General features: G+C 59.2%; 7 protein-coding genes. 4 read left to right on the plus strand and 3 right to left on the minus strand.

Going from position 1 to position 18,661, the window contains the following annotated elements:
• The first annotated feature begins 100 nt into the window (after positions 1-100).
• Positions 101-3,811 carry a methionine synthase gene (gene metH, locus BLV61_RS02555; RefSeq protein WP_090462311.1) on the plus strand — a complete coding sequence of 1,237 codons (3,711 nt, stop codon included), beginning with the start codon at positions 101-103 and terminating at the stop codon, positions 3,809-3,811.
• Between the two features lie 55 nt (positions 3,812-3,866).
• Here metH and BLV61_RS02560 read toward each other — a convergent pair whose 3' ends face one another.
• The gene (locus BLV61_RS02560; RefSeq protein WP_090462313.1) at positions 3,867-10,445 is read right to left on the minus strand and encodes an NEL-type E3 ubiquitin ligase domain-containing protein; all 6,579 of its coding nucleotides are present in this window, start codon (positions 10,443-10,445) and stop codon (positions 3,867-3,869) included.
• Positions 10,446-10,621: 176 nt separating this feature from the next.
• Between BLV61_RS02560 and BLV61_RS02565 the strand changes: the two genes are divergently transcribed.
• Positions 10,622-10,840, plus strand: coding sequence for a DUF2970 domain-containing protein (locus BLV61_RS02565; protein WP_047529779.1), 219 nt, complete (start codon positions 10,622-10,624; stop codon positions 10,838-10,840).
• 6 nt (positions 10,841-10,846) lie between these two features.
• On the opposite strand, the gene BLV61_RS02570 is transcribed toward BLV61_RS02565, so the two are convergent.
• A complete protein-coding gene (locus tag BLV61_RS02570) occupies positions 10,847-11,932 on the minus strand; it encodes an ABC transporter substrate-binding protein (protein WP_090462315.1) in 1,086 nt (361 codons plus the stop codon).
• A 522-nt stretch (positions 11,933-12,454) separates the two neighbouring features.
• Here BLV61_RS02570 and BLV61_RS02575 point away from each other — a divergent pair.
• Complete coding sequence (locus BLV61_RS02575; RefSeq protein WP_090462317.1) at positions 12,455-14,113, plus strand: nitrite/sulfite reductase; 1,659 nt, start codon at positions 12,455-12,457, stop codon at positions 14,111-14,113.
• Positions 14,097-14,591 carry a DUF934 domain-containing protein gene (locus BLV61_RS02580; protein WP_047529786.1) on the plus strand — a complete coding sequence of 165 codons (495 nt, stop codon included), beginning with the start codon at positions 14,097-14,099 and terminating at the stop codon, positions 14,589-14,591. Before BLV61_RS02575 ends, BLV61_RS02580 begins: the two co-directional genes overlap by 17 nt.
• A gap of 49 nt (positions 14,592-14,640) precedes the next feature.
• On the opposite strand, the gene BLV61_RS02585 is transcribed toward BLV61_RS02580, so the two are convergent.
• A complete protein-coding gene (locus BLV61_RS02585; RefSeq protein ID WP_090462320.1) occupies positions 14,641-18,552 on the minus strand; it encodes a dermonecrotic toxin domain-containing protein in 3,912 nt (1,303 codons plus the stop codon).
• Positions 18,553-18,661: the final 109 nt, after the last annotated feature.

Raw genomic sequence — 18,661 nt, forward strand, 5'->3', positions numbered from 1 at the left:
TCATCATGAGCGATATTCACGTTAAATCCGCACATGCTCCAATAGCGCACAGGTTTGCTATCATCCCGGCCCTTCGTCATGGCCTTACCGAGTAGTCCAAATGTCCGATCGCAGCGTTCGCCTTCAAGCTCTCAAGCACGCCCTCAAAGAGCGCATTCTGATTCTCGATGGTGGTATGGGCACGATGATCCAGAGCTATAAGCTCGAGGAGCAGGATTACCGTGGCAAACGCTTCGCCGACTGGCCGAGCGATGTCAAAGGCAACAACGACCTTCTGGTACTGACGCGCCCGGATGTGATTGGCGGAATCGAAAAAGCCTACCTGGATGCCGGTGCCGACATTCTCGAAACCAACACCTTCAACGCCACTCAGATTTCTCTGGCCGACTACGGCATGCAGGGCCTGGCATACGAATTAAACGTAGAAGGTGCACGGTTGGCGCGCAAGGTCGCTGACGCGAAGACCCTGGAAACCCCTGACAAGCCGCGCTTCGTCGCCGGCGTGCTCGGCCCGACCAGCCGCACGTGCTCGCTGTCGCCAGACGTGAACAACCCCGGCTACCGCAACGTGACGTTCGATGAACTGGTGGAGAACTACACCGAGTCCACCAAAGGCCTGATCGAAGGCGGCGCCGACCTGATCCTGATCGAAACCATTTTCGACACCCTCAACGCCAAGGCTGCGATCTTTGCCGTGCAAGGCGTGTTCGAAGAACTGGGCATCGAATTGCCGATCATGATCTCCGGCACCATCACCGACGCCTCCGGTCGTACCCTGTCCGGCCAGACCACCGAGGCCTTCTGGAACTCCGTGGCCCACGCCAAGCCGATTTCGGTCGGTCTGAACTGCGCCCTCGGCGCCAGCGAGCTGCGCCCGTACCTGGAGGAGCTGTCGAACAAGGCCAGCACCCACGTCTCGGCGCACCCGAACGCCGGCCTGCCAAACGAATTCGGCGAGTACGATGAATTGCCGGCGCAAACCGCCAAGGTCATCGAAGAATTTGCCCAAAGCGGCTTCCTGAACATCGTCGGCGGCTGCTGCGGCACCACGCCGGGCCACATCGAAGCGATTGCCAAGGCCGTGGCCGGTTATGCGCCGCGCGAGATTCCGGAAATCCCCAAGGCTTGTCGCCTGTCGGGCCTGGAGCCGTTCACCATCGATCGCAACTCGCTGTTCGTCAACGTCGGCGAGCGCACCAACATCACCGGTTCCGCCAAATTCGCCCGCCTGATCCGCGAAGACAACTACACCGAAGCCCTGGAAGTCGCCCTGCAGCAAGTCGAGGCCGGCGCCCAGGTGATCGACATCAACATGGACGAAGGGATGCTCGATTCGAAGAAGGCCATGGTGACCTTCCTCAATCTGATTGCCGGCGAACCGGACATCTCCCGCGTACCGATCATGATCGACTCCTCCAAGTGGGAAGTGATCGAAGCCGGCCTCAAGTGCATCCAGGGCAAGGGCATCGTCAACTCCATCAGCATGAAGGAAGGTGTCGAGCAGTTCATTCATCACGCCAAGCTGTGCAAACGCTATGGCGCCGCGGTGGTCGTGATGGCCTTCGACGAAGCCGGTCAGGCCGATACCGAAGCGCGCAAGAAAGAAATCTGCAAACGCTCCTATGACATTCTGGCCAACGAAGTCGGCTTCCCGCCGGAAGACATCATCTTTGACCCGAACATCTTCGCCGTGGCCACCGGCATCGAAGAACACAACAACTACGCTGTGGACTTCATCAACGCCTGTGCCTACATCCGCGACGAGCTGCCGTATGCGCTGACTTCGGGCGGCGTGTCCAACGTGTCGTTCTCGTTCCGTGGCAACAACCCGGTGCGCGAGGCGATTCACTCGGTGTTCCTGCTGTACGCGATCCGCGCCGGCCTGACCATGGGTATCGTCAACGCCGGCCAGCTGGAGATCTACGACCAGATCCCGGTGGAGCTGCGCGACGCCGTTGAAGACGTGATCCTCAACCGCACCCCGGAAGGCACCGACGCCCTCCTCGCCATCGCCGACAAGTACAAGGGCGACGGCAGCGTCAAGGAAGCCGAGACCGAAGAGTGGCGCAGCTGGGGCGTCAACAAGCGTCTGGAACATGCACTGGTCAAGGGCATCACCACCCACATCGTTGAAGACACCGAAGAGTCCCGTCAATCGTTCGCCCGCCCGATCGAAGTGATCGAAGGTCCGCTGATGTCCGGCATGAACATCGTTGGCGACCTGTTCGGCGCCGGCAAAATGTTCCTGCCGCAAGTGGTGAAATCCGCCCGTGTGATGAAACAGGCGGTGGCCCACTTGATCCCGTTCATCGAGCTGGAAAAGGGCGACAAACCGGAAGCCAAGGGCAAGATCCTGATGGCCACGGTGAAAGGCGACGTGCACGACATCGGCAAGAACATCGTCGGCGTGGTGCTGGGCTGTAACGGCTACGACATCGTCGACCTCGGCGTGATGGTGCCGGCGGAGAAAATCCTCCAGGTCGCCAAGGACGAAAAGTGCGACATCATCGGCCTGTCCGGCCTGATCACCCCGTCGCTGGATGAAATGGTCCATGTCGCTCGCGAGATGCAGCGCCAGGACTTCCATCTGCCATTGATGATCGGTGGCGCGACCACCTCCAAAGCGCACACGGCGGTGAAGATCGAGCCCAAATACAGCAACGACGCAGTGGTGTACGTCACCGACGCCTCCCGCGCCGTCGGCGTGGCTACGCAGTTGCTGTCCAAGGAACTGAAGGCCGGTTTCGTCGAGAAAACCCGCGAGGAATACATCGAAGTCCGCGAGCGCACCGCCAACCGCAGCGCCCGCACCGAACGCCTGAGCTACGCCGCGTCGATTGCGAAAAAACCGCAGTTCGACTGGAGCACCTACGAGCCAGTCAAGCCAACGTTCACCGGCACCAAGGTGCTGGATAACATCGACCTCAAAGTGCTGGCCGAGTACATCGACTGGACGCCGTTCTTCATCTCCTGGGACCTGGCCGGCAAATTCCCGCGCATCCTCCAGGACGAAGTGGTCGGTGAAGCCGCCACCGCGCTGTACGCCGATGCCCAGGAAATGCTCGCCAAACTGATCGACGAGAAGCTGATCAGCGCCCGCGCGGTGTTCGGTTTCTGGCCGGCCAACCAGGTGCGCGACGATGACATCGAAGTTTACGGGGATGACGGCAAGCCCCTGGCCAAGTTGCATCACCTGCGTCAGCAGATCATCAAGACCGACGGCAAGCCGAATTTCTCCCTGGCCGACTTCGTCGCACCGAAAGACAGCGAAATCACCGACTACGTGGGTGGTTTCATCACCACCGCGGGTATCGGTGCCGAAGAAGTGGCCAAGGCGTATCAGGACGCTGGCGACGACTACAACTCGATCATGGTCAAGGCCCTGGCCGACCGTTTGGCCGAGGCCTGTGCCGAGTGGCTGCACCAGCAGGTGCGCAAAGAACACTGGGGTTATGCCAAGGACGAAACCCTCGACAACGAGGCGTTGATCAAGGAGCAATACACCGGTATCCGCCCTGCCCCGGGCTACCCGGCCTGCCCGGATCACACCGAGAAAGCCACGCTGTTTGCCCTGCTCGACCCCGAGGCCCGCGAAATGCAGGCCGGCCGCAGCGGTGTGTTCCTCACCGAGCACTACGCGATGTTCCCGGCGGCGGCGGTCAGCGGCTGGTACTTTGCCCACCCGCAAGCGCAGTACTTTGCCGTGGGCAAGATCGACAAGGACCAGGTGCAGAGCTACACGTCGCGTAAAGGTCAGGAGCTGAGTGTGACTGAACGCTGGCTGGCACCGAACCTCGGCTACGACAACTGAGTGTTCAACTGAAATAAACCCTGTGGGAACGAGTTTGCTCGCTCCCACAGTTGATTTACCTGTTTGAAGCAGCCGCCAGCTGCGAAACCTCCTGGCGGGACAACTCGATCATCTTCGCGTTACGCGCCGCCGTCTGCTCGAACAGCTGACTCAGGAACGCCCCCTCGTCAGCGCTATCAACCTCCTCCTGAACATCCAGCTCATCGAGCGCCCTGAACACGTCAGGGTATTTTTCCTTGAGATAACTCACCCAATAGTCGCGCTGGATCAAGTCTTCGAAAAAACCATCGGATTGCTCTGCGTTGGTGATCTCGATGCGCGCGTCCGCCAGTTGCTGAGCGGTCACTCCCGAGCCATAGGTCATGTGTTTCGGTTGCCCCGGCAACTCCAGGCCGTCCGCCCAGCCTTGCGTCAGGCCGATTCGATAGCCCAAACGTACCTCGGCCTCATCCTGACCGGTTCGAATGGCGACTTTCCTCGCGAGATCGTCGACCTTGTCCAGTCGAAACAACTGCCGGGACAAGTTCAGCAGCGCTTGCCCCTTCACAGCCGGGCGCCCGACGGGAATATCAAGCAAGGCATTGTGGGTGAAAACTTTGCTCTCCAGCCCACTGAACGTCAGGATTCGACCATCGACACAAGTACCGTGGGTGCTGGAGCTGGCAAACAGGATCTCCCGCAGTTCGGAATTGCTGGCGGCGGCTTCAATGACCGTCCAGACCCGCCGCGTCAGATCGGCGTTCGCCACCCGGAACTCCTGCGTATCCTGCAATCGCGAAAGCAGATGAAAGAACGCCGCATTGTCCGGTTCCGCCGCGAGTTGATTCCATATACCGGTTTTGCCGGCCACTTCCTCGGCAGGAAGATGGGTTAACCACGGTGCTTTTTGCTCGGGATCGGGCTCGATCTCAGGCAGATCTTCATCCGTATCGATGGCTTCGCTGCTGTCGCCGCCATAGGCGTGGGTGTCATCGATCAACTCGTCAAGATCGCTCCGCGAGATTCCCAGCACCGCGTCGTGGAAACCCGCTTCACGGTAATCCCTGAGTTGTTCAAGGCTCTCAAGGGAAAGGTTGTAGTTGTCGCTCAAATCCGTACCGGCCATCAGCACCTCATGGTCGCCATTGAGGGCCTGCACGGGGATCGACGTGATGTCGTTGCCACTGAGATTGAGCGTGCCCAGATGTGGGCTGTCGAACACCCCGTCCGGCCATTCGGTCAAATTGTTGTTACGCAGATCCAGCGTCTCCAATCGCTCGAAATTGCCAATATCAAAGGCATCCAGTTCGTTGTAGCTCAAGTCCAGCCAGCGCAAACCCTCCAGATTGTCCAAAGCGGCATACAGCTGCTCGGCATCGGTTATCCGGTTCGAGGACATTTCCAGACGCTCGAGGCCGTCCATGGAACGGACCGGTTCTGGAATGCCATCCAGCCCATTGCCATTGAGGTCCAGGGTTTTCAGGCGGGTAAAGGCCTTCAGGAACCCGTCGGAACCTTGCCGGGTCAGTTTTACACTCGTCAGTTTCAACGTGCCGACATGCTCGAACATTGCTGGCACCTCAGGCAGATCACCCAGTTGCAGACCGTTGAGATCCAGCACCGCATCCGTCACGGCGCCGTTGCCGCTCAGACCTGTGCGCCAGCATTCGAGGATGCGCAAGGCGGCCTGCCTGCGAATGATGGAGGACGTCATCCAGCCGCTACCACGAGATCCCCGGGTAAACAGCCAGCCATTCAATTGGCGCGTGAGCGTTTCAAACGCTTGCTCCCATTCGGCAATTTTCACGCTTGCAGCTTCGCCCCCCTGCATCTGTTCGATCATTTGCAAGGCGTCATCATCGGCGAGTGCCGGTTTCAGGCGTTGCAGGCGCTTTGTTAAAACCGCATTCCCTTCTCCCGCTGGCACTTCCGGCAGCGGCAGTAAGTGACGTGCGATCGAACTTGCGCTCTCGAGCGGCGGGAAATCCAGTGGCACCTGTTCCAGGTCGAACCGTTCCAGAGCGCCGGCCGGCAGCCCTTTGGCCATTTCCATTCGATGCCGGGCCGCATTGCGTGCGGCGACGGCTTGAGGGGTTAAGGGTGTGCCCGTGAGGTCGGTCTTGAGCAGCGCTTCATCCGCAAGCGACTCCGGCAGCGCGTTGACCCTGCTGTCGCGCAAATCCAGCCAATACAACTCTGGCAGCGCTTGTGCCCCGGTCGGCCATTCATGCAGTGCTGTGCCGCTCAGATTCAAGGCCTTGAGACGAGTCATTGCACTGACATCCAGGGTGTTCAACGGGTTGTTGCTCAAGTCCAGGCGTTGCAGTGCCTGCAACCCATCAAAAGCTCGCTGAATCCCGGCATCGCCAACGATTCGGTTATTGGAAAGATCCAGCTCAGTCAGTTTTCCAAGATCACCGGGCACAAAGGGCACTTCGGTCAGACCGCTGCCACTCACATCGAGTTTTTCCAGCGCAGGGAACCCGCGTACAAAACTGCGGATCTGTTGGACGGGAGCTCCATTGCCCTTCAAATACAAGGTTCGTACTTCGGGGAAGGCGCCGTCCGGCAATTCGGGAAACTCACTCAGCACCAGATTCGGCAAATCAAGTACAGAGGCATTGGCCGTCGAGCCGTAGCGTTTGAATGCGCCGTTGCGCCAGCTGGTTCTCAGGGCATTTGCCGTCCATGTACGCCCCATGATCTCGTGGGCCGCTCCAGGCATTTGTAGCGCGCGCTGGGACCAGTCATTGAGGTGCTGGTTGAGCTGATGATGCTGTTCACTCAATGCTTCGACGGCGTCGAATCTCGCCCCTGCGTCTGGCCACTGTTCGACAAACTGATCAAACATTCCCGCGGACGGTTCATTGATGCCTTCCCCCAGACGTTTCAACTCGCCCTTGCAGTAATCCCTGACCATTTCTTCCAGGTCAACAAGGTGCTGCGGCTGACGCTTGAGATACTCATACGCCGGCTTGAAGTTTTTACGCAGGACGTTCGACCAATCCAGCGACAATCCGGACCAGAGTTTTTCATGCCCTTCGAAAATACCTTCAGGTAGCGTTCTGATGCCTGTGCCGGTGAGATTCAGGCGCTCAAGACGGGGCAGTTGCAGAACCCCGATTGGCCACTGATCCATTGACGGGGCAATCACCTCGAGCAGGCGCAGATTGCGTAGCCGGCTGACGTCCAACGCCACCGGAACGCCCCAGGTTGAATACAGGCTGAGCTCCTCGAGCGTCGTCAACGCACCCAGTCTCGACGGCATGTCTGCGGCGAAGCGCGCAGCTGAATACAGGCTCAACCCCTTGAGGTCCGGCATACTGCTCAATACTTGGGGCACGGTGGTGAAAGCGTTGCCTGTGCCATTGATCCGCAGCCTTCTGAGCTTGGGAAAATTCGCCAACAACGCATCGACATTGGCGTCGGTGACGCTTCGACCCCGGACATACAGATCACGCACATGGGAGAAATCCGCCGACAGCGCAGGGATCGGGTCGTCGCAAACCAGGTCGAGCATTCTGTAGCGCGAATGCTCCCCGGCCAGCGGCGAATTACGCCAGGATTGCTTGAGATTCTGTGCGACCGCGGCCTTGCCTCCGAGCACCGACTCCAGCATAGAACCTGCTATCGGCTCGCCGACCCATTGATCGAGCGTCGACTCAAGGGTTTCCCACTCGCGCATACGCGCCTGTAACAGGCTATAAATCTGTGCGTCGGTTCTACCCGCGCGCAATTGCGCCAGGATAAACCCGTTGGCCTGCTGATCAGTCAGCGCCGGGTAGACGTCCTGAACCCGGGTCACCAGAGAAGGATTCAAACCTTGTCCGCGCCCGCTGGCGTAGTAGCCCACCCGGCGCTCCGTTACGCGTACGGGCGGCTTGAACGCCTTGTTCTGGCCGCTGCGCTGCTCCAGCATTTGCGACAATTTCGCCCTATGCTCGAAGGCCGATTCGATGACAGCCTGCTTCAGACCGGCGCTTTGGCCCACATGCGGAACGCCCAATGCGCGACGGGATTCATCGGGCAATGCGTGCATGAGCGAGGCGAAAAAATTATCGCCGGTGGCCGGTACGCCATTGAGCGTCTCGCCACGCTCATCAAATGCCTGATAGGACGGGCCGTTTTTAACCACGTACTTACGGATTGTCGCGGTCTCGCTACCGATACCGTCGATGAGCGCGCCCTCGATGTGGCCGTCGCGAATCTCCAGCCGAACTTCGCCGGACCATCCCGGCATTTTTTCCAGGGCATGCAGTGCGAGCCAGCGGCTGTCCGCCGACAGCGCAGACTCCGTGCGCAGGCCAGTGAAAGCCTGGGCCTGGCGCCCCTGCTGTGCATACCAACGGGCCTCCTCCTGCATTTGCAGGGGAATTCGACTCGTTGTTTTCAGGCGGTTGAGCTCTTCGGCATTGGCGTCGAGCACAATCCTGCGAGCGGCGGCATTACTCAGCCCCGGGGTGGCACGTTGCAGTTTTTCGAGCAATGACCCGTTAATGCCCGGTTCATCTTCGAATAGCCGCAAGGCGTGCTCCAGTTCCGGTGGCGGGGGAAGATGATCCATGTGCATCTTGCGCAAGGCATTGTCCTCGACACCACAGGCCTCGGCGATGTCGAGCAGTTGCTCATCGGAAAAAGCCTCGGTGGTATGGCCGATGCGCCGCAGCAGGGTCAGCCGATCCCAGGTCCGGGGACGCTCCAGCGCATGACGCCAGGCGCCATGCCCGTTATGTTCGAGTATCGGTTGCCAGGCACCCGAATCAGTCGGATGCCGGAGGCGCCATTTTTTCAGCGAAGGGTCAAGGGTAGTTTCGAAGACCTTGCCATCCTGCCGGATAAAGGTTTTGCCATTTATCCGGTGCAGTCCCGACGCATCAGGGACTGAATGGCGAGGCAGGATGAGGTTGCGCTCGTAACCGCTCAGGTCAGCTTTCCATAAGCGGGTTTTGCCGTCTTCGCGCCGGATGGGTTGCAGGCGTTCAACCAGTGGTTCGGGTTGCACCGACGACAGTTTGGCCAACCCTTTGCCCGCACCGGCCATCACCGCGATCATCGCCAGATTCTCGGCCACATCGATCAGGTGCGCCTTGGCCGCAGTTCGATCCCCTTCACTCCACTCGATCGCCCCCTCAAACGACTCGTACAGCAGCTGACCCGCCATGACCGTCAGCATGATCTCCCCCAGTACCGGAACGAACATCGACACCATGTTCAGGCCCAGCAGACCAAATTCCAGCAGATGATTGAGCTTTTGCGCCCGTACTCGCGCATCGACTTCCGCCGTGGGCACCGCATGACTGCGTGCGTCGGCGATGACTTTCTTGCGGTTTTGCTCGTAGAGATAAGTCCACAGATCGCTGTTGGCGGACCAGATGCCCGCCACGCCTTCACGAACGATCCCGAAAGGATTGAGATATGGATCGTCGACCGGCTCACGTTTGCCTGCAGGTTCTGGCGGCAGCGCTTTGATGCGGATGGCGGCCGACAAGGTGGGCACGTACTGGACGACTTTAAACCAGAATGAATGCAAAGGATCGGTCGCAGAGCCTGCGGCCTTGCGGGTGAATTGACCGAAGTAATAAGGGCGGTCGGCGTAGGCGACGAACTGGCTGAAAAACCGCTGATGGGAGGTTGGCCCGCTGCCACTGTCGGACAATGGGTCATGGGCAGTGAACTGGCGCTTGAATTCTTCACGCAGTTGCTCAGCGGTATAGCGTTTGAGCGGGTGTTCGGGATCGTGGGGAATGTAGACGATGTAGTCGTTGGTATAGCGATATTGTTCACTGATGCTGAACACGACGCAGCCCGTCAATCTGCGCTTCATCAGGCTCAAGTCACGAAACCAGACCGGTCGGTTGCCAACACGGGGATGGACCTCGCCGTTAACCACTGAAAGGATCATTGCGTAGTCGTCGGCTTCGATGTCCTTTTTCAGCAGCGCCAATTCAGCGGCCGCTTTCATTGCCGCTTTCTGGCTGGCAATGAATTGCTCGGACAGTGTCGTTTCCTTCTGCGCATCCGTTGCCTGGAAAAACGCCTTCACACGGGTTTGATACTGCGCGCCGATATCGAGCTTGCGGCAGAGTGAGAGGAATTGCCTGACCGAGATGTTGAGGGCAATGACCTCGAATGTACCTGGCGTGGAAGTCTCAACCACAAACCCTGACTCACGATGAAAGGCGCCCGCCTCGCATTCGGATGCTTCGAAGTTATGCAGTGCCGCCTGCAACAACGAAAGCTTCATGACCTCGAATGAGCTGATCTCGATTTCAAGCTCGCTGATTTCCAGCGCTCGCCTCAGACACACCATGGTTTTGTTGACGTCGGCCTCGACCCCGAACTGATCCTTCAGCGCCTTTTGCAGTATCGGCTCGGCAAAACTTTCGGCATCTGGCAGCGACGACATCGTTTTGTCGAGTCGGGTCTGGGAAACCAGGCTGTCTTTGAAACGGTCTTTCAGTGCCTGCTGTTGCTCGATGGATGCTCGCGTATACCAGTGCGGTGCGAGCGAGCCGCTGGCTTTCATGGCTGCTCGCCGCTGCGGCGTGGCATCGATCAACCAATCAGGCGTCAGTTGTTCAAGAAGTTCGCGGTGAATGCTGGTTTGGCCCGCAACCAAACGTTGGCGGGACGCAGAGGGCGGATGGGTAGACATTGTGTCGCTCCTGAAAAATGGAACGACAGAACATCATTTCAGTTAACCGTATCTGTAGTAGATAGTTATCGCATCGGCCCGGACTGATTTCAAAATGCGTCGATCCGCCGACCGCCCGCAGCAGAGGCCGGCGGATTGGCTATGCTTGGGGGACCTACTTTAAAGCGGGGGGATTTATGGACGACCCAGTCGACAACAAGCCACCGTCGTTCTGGCAGATGCTGCACAGCGTCGTGGCGGCTGCATTCGGGGTGCAAAGCGGAAAAAACCGGGCGCGTGATTTTACCCACGGCAAACCCAGCCATTTCGTGATCCTGGGGGTGCTGTTCACGGCCGTGTTCGCGCTGATGCTGTTCGGCATCGTGAAGCTGGTACTGGTTCTGGCCGGGCTATGAACTAAATCAGTGCATCAGGGCTTGCAGGCTGAACGGATATCGATAAGACACCGGCTGCCCCTTGGCCGAGAATTTGTGAAAATCCACACCGAATTTTTTTTCGCTGCCCAGCGCCAGCAGTCGCTTGGCCTGTGCCCGATCAATCACCTGCAATAACGAAATTTGCCGGTCGCGACCGCCATAACGGCTGAAGTCGACGCCCTGGTTGTAGTCATGCAGCTGCACCAAGGCCCAGCCGCCCAGAGTGAAATGACCGCCCAGCAACACGCTCAGCCGATTGTCCAGCAACGCGTGCAACGCAGCCGGTGAATTGTTGATGGCGCTAAACAGCGCATCCTTGCCGGGCTTTGCGCCCGTCTCTTCGAAAGCCTGCATGGCGCCAAAGCTCATCTCGTCGTTAGCCGACCAGACCAGGGATGTCTGTGGGTAGCGTTTGAACAGAAGCTTGGCCTGTTCATAGGCCCGCGCACGGGTCCAGCCCCCGTAAACCAATTGTCGCAAGCGCACTTCAGGGTGTTCGGCCAATGCCCGTCGCATGCCTTTCTCTCGCAACTGCGCGGACGGAGTGATTTTCAATCCCGAGAAGGCCAACAGGTCAATCGTCTGGCCGGGGGCGACCGGCGGATGCAGGCGAATCAACTCCTTGAGCATCAGGTAGCCGCCCTCCTCATCGTTGGGCACCAGGCTGCCCACCCAATCGGGATACTTGTCAGGGCGTGCGCCAAGCAGGCGCGTCTGGTCCGGGCTCAGGGCGCTATTGACCATGAACAGCTTCACACCACTGCCCTTCGCCAGACGCAGGATTTCGGGCGCGACACTTTCCTCATTGACGAATACCAGATAATCCGGGCGATGAGGTCCAAGCAGGGCTTCGCGCGCTTGCGCGATGACGACTTCGGAGGTCCGGTTGGAGTACAGGATGCGCAGGTCGATGTGCAGATCATCGGCCGCGGCCTGCATGAATTGCGAGTAGCTGGTCCAGAAAAGTTCCACGGGCGTCCCCGGATTCAGGAACAGCACAGACTCCGCCCGGGCAAAAGGCCCCACGACCATACCCAGCGCCAGTAATGCACCACATAGAAACTTCAACATTTATCGTCCGAGCCCCCGGAAATCCGCCGCGCATTATAGCCAGCGAACGCCCGCAAAACGGCGTTTATTCCGTTTTTTGTCCGACAATCGTCGGGAGTTGGCCCGGACGGGGTCGTTTATTGATGACTGACCCAATATACCGCTGTGCCGACGACCAGAATGATCAGGAACAGAATCGCCCAAGCATCGACCGTGCTATCACTTTTTGTCGCTTTGGTAGGGTTGCTCATTGCATCGCCTCTTGTCGGTTTTATCGGTGATTGCATAAAGACTCGATCACAGTAAAGACGACGATTGCCCGCATCACAAACAGGGTCTTTGCTACAACGATCCTCATTAGGCGATTTGGTTCTTTACATATACTCAAACATCACTTTTGCGCATAACCGCAAACTGGTATCTTGCCCCGGCTCCGTACGGAGTGCGCGGCCGTGCGCGCAGAATTGCCGAGGTATTATCGGATTCCGGCAAGCAAAAAACGCCGCTGTTTCCGACCGGCCCAAGCCTGAGAACAGGACTTATATGTACGTATACGACGAGTACGATCAGCGGATCATCGAGGACCGCGTCAAGCAGTTCCGTGATCAGACCCGACGCTATCTGGCAGGCGAGCTGAGCGAAGAAGAATTCCGCCCCCTGCGCCTGCAGAACGGGCTTTACATCCAGCGCTTCGCGCCGATGCTGCGTGTTGCGGTGCCTTACGGCCAACTGACTTCGCGCCAAGTGCGAATGATGGCCAAGATTGCCCGTGACTACGACAAGGGCTATGCCCACATCAGCACCCGGCAGAACGTGCAGTTCAACTGGCCGGCGGTGGAAGACATCCCGGACATCCTGGCTGAACTGGCCACCGTGCAAATGCACGCGATCCAGACCAGCGGCAACTGCCTGCGCAACGTCACTACCGACCAGTTTGCCGGCGTCGCAGCCGATGAATTGATCGACCCGCGCCCATGGTGCGAAATCGTCCGCCAGTGGACCACGTTCCACCCGGAATTCGCCTACCTTCCACGCAAATTCAAGATCGCCATCAACGGCTCGACGTCCGACCGTGCCGCCATCGAAGTCCACGACATCGGCCTTGAGCCGGTGCACAACGCCGCTGGCGAACTGGGCTTCCGTGTGCTGGTCGGCGGTGGCCTCGGCCGTACGCCGGTGGTGGGCGCGTTCATCAATGAATTCCTGCCGTGGCAAGACCTGTTGAGCTACCTCGACGCCATCCTGCGGGTTTACAACCGCTACGGTCGTCGCGACAACAAGTACAAGGCGCGGATCAAGATTCTGGTCAAGGCGCTGACACCTGAAGTCTTCGCCCAGAAAGTCGATGCGGAAATGGAGCACCTTCGCGGTGGCCAGACCACTTTGACCGAAGCCGAAGTGCATCGCGTCGCCAAACACTTCGTCGACCCGGACTACAGGGCCCTGGACAACCAGAACGCCCAACTGGCCGAACTCGACCAGCAGCACCCGGGTTTCGCCCGCTGGCGCGCACGCAACACCCTGGCCCACAAGCAGCCGGGTTATGTCTGCGTGACCCTGTCCCTGAAGCCGACCGGCGTGGCACCGGGCGACATCACCGACAAGCAACTCGACGCCGTCGCCGATCTGGCGGAGCGCTACAGCTTCGGCCAACTGCGCACGTCCCACGAGCAGAACATCATTCTGGCCGACGTCGAGCAGGACAAGCTGTTCACCCTGTGGGGCGAATTGCGCGAGCAAGGCTTCGCCACGCCGAACATCGGTTTGCTGACCGACATCATCTGCTGCCCGGGCGGTGATTTCTGCTCCCTGGCCAACGCCAAGTCGATCCCGATCGCCGAATCGATCCAGCGTCGCTTCGATGATCTGGACTACCTGTTCGACATCGGTGAGCTGGACCTGAACATCTCCGGTTGCATGAACGCCTGTGGTCACCACCACGTGGGTCACATCGGCATTCTCGGGGTGGACAAGAAAGGCGAAGAGTTCTACCAGGTGTCCCTCGGTGGCAGCGCCAGCCGCGACGCCAGCCTGGGCAAGATCCTTGGCCCGTCGTTCGCCCAGGACGACATGCCGGACGTGATCTCGAAGCTGATCGACGTGTACGTGGAACAGCGTACCGAAGACGAGCGCTTCATCGACACCTATCAGCGTATTGGCATCGACCTCTTCAAGGAACGCGTCTATGCAGCGAATCATTAAGAACAACGAGGTCGTCGACGAAACCTGGCACCTGCTGCCCAAGGACTTCAGCATCGACGAGATCACCAACTGCGACGACTACATCGTCCCGTTGGCACTGTGGCGCGAACACAGCCGTATGCTCAAGGCCCGCGATGGCGGCCTGGGCGTATGGCTGGATGCCGATGAAGAAGCCGAAGAGATCGGTGACGACGTGGCGAACTTCAAGGTCATCGCCTTGAACTTCCCGGCCTTCACCGATGGCCGCAACTACTCCAACGCCCGTCTGCTGCGTGACCGTTATGGTTTCAAAGGCGAACTGCGGGCGATTGGCGATGTGTTGCGCGACCAGTTGTTCTATCTGCATCGTTGCGGTTTCGATGCCTTTGCATTGCGTGCCGACAAAGATCCGTATGAAGCGCTGGAAAGCCTCAAAGACTTCTCGGTGACTTATCAGGCCGCCACCGACGAACCGCTGCCGCTGTTCCGTCGCCGTTGATCGAAACGCCTTGAACCCTTTGCAGGGTTCAAGGCGCTTCACCTTCCGATCAGCGATTCGGAAGATTGGCCATAGGAATTGGCCGCCCCAACGCGACCCAATCGGTATACAGCCGCACTCGATCCTCAAGAACAGTGAACAGCCTGAACGGATTTTCCGCATCGGGCGTCCTCGCTTCCACGCACTGACGCAGCCAGCCCCACAGCTCCTCTGAAGCGTCCGCTGCCTGCAGCAGTCGCCATACCCGCGCTTGCAGGATCAGGTAACCCACCTGGAAATCCGCCGTCAGGCTCAAGCCATCGATAACACGCAGAAACGCGTCGCCCAACGGTTTGGCGGCCAGCCGTTGCCAGATCTGCTGCCGCGCCGCGCGCAGCACTTCATCACCCTCTTGCAGCCACGGCGTGGCACTGCCATATCCCTCACCCGGCTGGCTTAACCACAGATTGATGCCAGTCCGTTCACGGTGGTCGACCAGACGCGACAGTGTCTCTTCGTCCGTCAGCGGGTTGTCCCAGAGCCAGACCCGGTCCCGGGACACTGCCTGATTCAGTACTGCCTGGGGAACCCGGCTGATCCGGTTATGACGCAAGTCCAGCGAGGTCATGAATGGCTCATCGGCGATGCCGATCGGGCAGTGGCTGATCCCGGTATTGCTCAGTTTCAGCTCGCGTAGCGCCTTCATCCCCAAAACAACCGGCGCAATGGCCAAAGGGTTATCGCTCAGGTCCAGGCTCTGCAACCTGACCAGGTCGCTCAATTGCGCAGCGGTGTGCTCCTTGAGCTCCAGAAACGTCGACTTGAGGTTGAGCGAAGTGAGCCGCTTCATTTGCAGGATCGCTGGCGGCAAGCGCCCTTCCAGCACGTCATTCGTGTTGGGCAGACGCAGGTCAAGTCGCTCCAGATTCAACGTGCGCAGGTTAGGGAAACTCTCCAGAAACCCGTTGAGGCTTTCGCGTTCGACCAGGTGCAGCCCCTGCATCGACAGTTCGACGACTTCGTCGAATCGAACGTTCATCACCGGCAGGCGGTGGTAGTCCTCAAAATCCAGATCGAGCCGATAGCCGGAAAATGCCCCGTCGAACATGACTTTATTGGCTTCCGGGGGGCACTTCTGCCAAAGAAGCATCAGTTCGTCGGCAAGCTCGATCCTGGTTTCACGTTCGTACTCGATCACGTGCTCCAGCTTTTCAGCATTGTGCGCCGCCACCTGCTGAGGGGTCATGCCCACGGCGCCTTCATCGCCAACGGCAAGAAAATCCAGATCCATGTCATCGAGGTCCGACACGGTCTGATCGATCCAATGCACCAGATCAGTATGCAGTTGTCGCAATTGCAGGGTAAGACGCTCCAGAAGCACTTGAGCCCCGGCACCGGCGCCCGCCAACAGCTCGTCGACCTGGGCGTTGGTGAAGTCCGGGTAAATATCCCTGACCTGCAAGCGCACGACTTCATGGCTCAGGGACGCCCCCTGAGGCGTATTTGGAAAACCGCCGCCGCGAAGTCCAGGGGATTCGAAAGGCAATTTCGAATCCATCCTGCTCAGGCCGAGCATCAATTCGGTACGGCTCAATGTTCGCTCACCCAGACGCAGGCGCAACTCACCTGTCGGGTCGGGTGCGCGCAATGACAACGCGGTTCGCTCTTCAACGGATAACAGGTCGACCAGCGCAGTGAACAGGTCCGAGCCTTCACGGCCAGGTTTCAACGCCGCAGAAGGCCAATAGCGATCCGCGACCTTGATCAAGCGTCGGCAATCCGGCGCATCAAGCGGGCCACAGCGATCCAGCAGCCGACCACCCTCAGATGCTTCCAGCACCTCGATGCGCAAGGATGTCGGCCACCCAGGTAACCGCGCCAGAGAATGCAAGGCCAGGACATCGGATTCGGGGTGGACAATCGAGCGCAAGTACAGGCCTTCATAGGCCCGGTTGAGCCTGACATGCTGCTGATATTCACGCGCTTTATCGTCCAGCCGCCTGAGCACCCTCACCGCTTCGGCAGCATCGACCGGCCCTTCGATCTCCACGCCCGAACGGTCGAGAATTTGCTCCACAACCGCTTTCGGCAAACCGGGGTACTCGCGCTGGAACAAGCGGACCCATTCATGATCCGAGTGCTGGAGTGCCTGATAACGGGCGTTGAATAAACTGGCGCGTGTCGTCGGATCGGCGGTCGCCTCAAGCTCATGGTCAAGCTTGAAGCGGGCAATGGTATCGGCCAGCAGCGGAGTCGGCGGGCGCCCCGACTGCATCAGACGCAACATGTCATCGTTAACCGTACTCACCCGGGCAATCTGGCCCAGGACCTCGTCGCTGAAGGACGCGAACGGTGCACACACGCCGCGCATGAGTTCCAGGCGAGTCGCAGGCGGCTTCAGGGCTGGCGCGGATACGGGTTGAAGCGCTGTATCGGTCAGTGGCTGGAGGCTCGATTCACTGCTCGGCTCAGGAACGTCGTGAAGACTTTCGGCCACTCGGCCCTCGACCTTGAGTGCGGCAATCGATCTGGCCAGCGGCAGCGCATTGAGCAAGCCGAAGACCGTGCGTGTCACGCCTTCCGAGCGCTTTTCCGGGGTGTCACCGTTGACAGCCTGATTGATGCCATAACCGGCGTCGATGATCCCGGCCAGCACCAGCACGCCCTCGCCTCCGGGAATGAACAGCGCCAAAGGGCCCAGGCAGTTGATCCACTGTACGAGCGGCTCCACCACCGCGCTCAAGTCGTCCCGGTTGACCTGGGCATCATCACGGATGGTGTTGACGCTGGCCATGGCCGCCTGCTTCATGGTCAGCACCAATTCAGCGAACGGGTCAGTGGCCGCGGGTGAGCGCTCAATGCCCACATAGTCCTGCGGGTCCCAGAATCCGTCATTGTTGAAAAACCCGGCATTCTTTTTCAACCAGTGCTCCCTTGGGAACACCGCCATGCCCTCCAGCGCTGTCAACACGCCCGCATGGAAGGTGCCGTCTTGCCGATCATCTTCGACAAAGTGCATGGCCAAAGCCTGCCCGGTCTCGGCCACCTTGCCTTGGGCAACGATCCATTGGCGCAGGTGCTGGATGTCGACGAATTCATGCAGCGGTGAGGAGTTGCCCGGGATGTACAGCAAGACCCTGGAGCTGGTGCGCTGGCGAAAACACCAGAGATCGGTCGAGGTGTAACGGTAGATCGTCAGGCGACCGGCGACGACGGGCGAATGGACGCGGGTTGCTGCATTCAATTGAGTGATGGTCAGTGCGTCCCAGGTCTGCCGCTCCGGCAACCCGCACGCCAGCAGCGCCAGTGCCATCCCCTCCTGGGTCAAACTGCCTTCCTGGTGTTGCAGGAAAGCGCTCATGACGAAGGCAGCCTTGGTCGAAGTCCTCAGGTCGCAAGGCGCCGCACCTGCGATCTGCTCATCCGAGGGCCAGGCGTTTTCAAGGTAGGCCTGATAGCGGGTTTTCAGATTCAACTCCCACACCCACTGTTTGAAGTCCGCCGGCCTGAGCGCGATTTGCGTGGTCGGCCCATAGACCTGCGGCACGGTTTGCCGATAGATGCCTTCGTACGTGTGATGGTTGCCATTGCCGTGGTCAGCAAATTCATCGACGTTCTGGACAATGCGAATGGACGGGCCGACGTCGGGCGGTGTGTAAAGACCGAAAACGGTTTCAGCGAAACGGCCGTCACCGACGGTTTGATAATTGGACAGCAGCGCCTGTACCAGCGTCTGTGAGCTCGCCACCTGACCTTGCTCGACCCCGTCTTGCGGTGGATGTCCTCTATAGTGGTAATCCAGTGTTACCAACTGCGCGGTCTGCGGGTCGATGTTCTCGCCCCATTTTTTCCGGATCAGTTGTGTGCCGAATTGCTCGGGAGATTGCGGCAAGGCGCCGTTCACCATTGAGTTCAGTGCTTCGTGCATGGGCCGATCAGTTGTGGCGAACGCAATGTGAGGGTCACGCGGTTGGTCATTCATGTGCATTCCATGGCAAACATTGGGAACACCAACATAACCCTCCACCACGCCCTCGAAAGCAGGACGGATCGACTCCTGACCTCGGAGAATTCGCCACGTTCTGGAGGAC

This window comes from Pseudomonas mohnii (genome assembly GCF_900105115.1).
In the GTDB taxonomy this organism is placed as follows: Bacteria; Pseudomonadota; Gammaproteobacteria; order Pseudomonadales; family Pseudomonadaceae; genus Aquipseudomonas; species Aquipseudomonas mohnii.

Coding starts and splice junctions, on each gene's coding strand:
- metH (WP_090462311.1), top strand. CDS start 101: ATGTCCGATCGCAGCGTTCGCCTTCAAGCTCTCAAGCACGCCCTCAAA.
- BLV61_RS02560 (WP_090462313.1), bottom strand. CDS start 10,445: ATGTCTACCCATCCGCCCTCTGCGTCCCGCCAACGTTTGGTTGCGGGC.
- BLV61_RS02565 (WP_047529779.1), top strand. CDS start 10,622: ATGGACGACCCAGTCGACAACAAGCCACCGTCGTTCTGGCAGATGCTG.
- BLV61_RS02570 (WP_090462315.1), bottom strand. CDS start 11,932: ATGTTGAAGTTTCTATGTGGTGCATTACTGGCGCTGGGTATGGTCGTG.
- BLV61_RS02575 (WP_090462317.1), top strand. CDS start 12,455: ATGTACGTATACGACGAGTACGATCAGCGGATCATCGAGGACCGCGTC.
- BLV61_RS02580 (WP_047529786.1), top strand. CDS start 14,097: ATGCAGCGAATCATTAAGAACAACGAGGTCGTCGACGAAACCTGGCAC.
- BLV61_RS02585 (WP_090462320.1), bottom strand. CDS start 18,552: ATGAATGACCAACCGCGTGACCCTCACATTGCGTTCGCCACAACTGAT.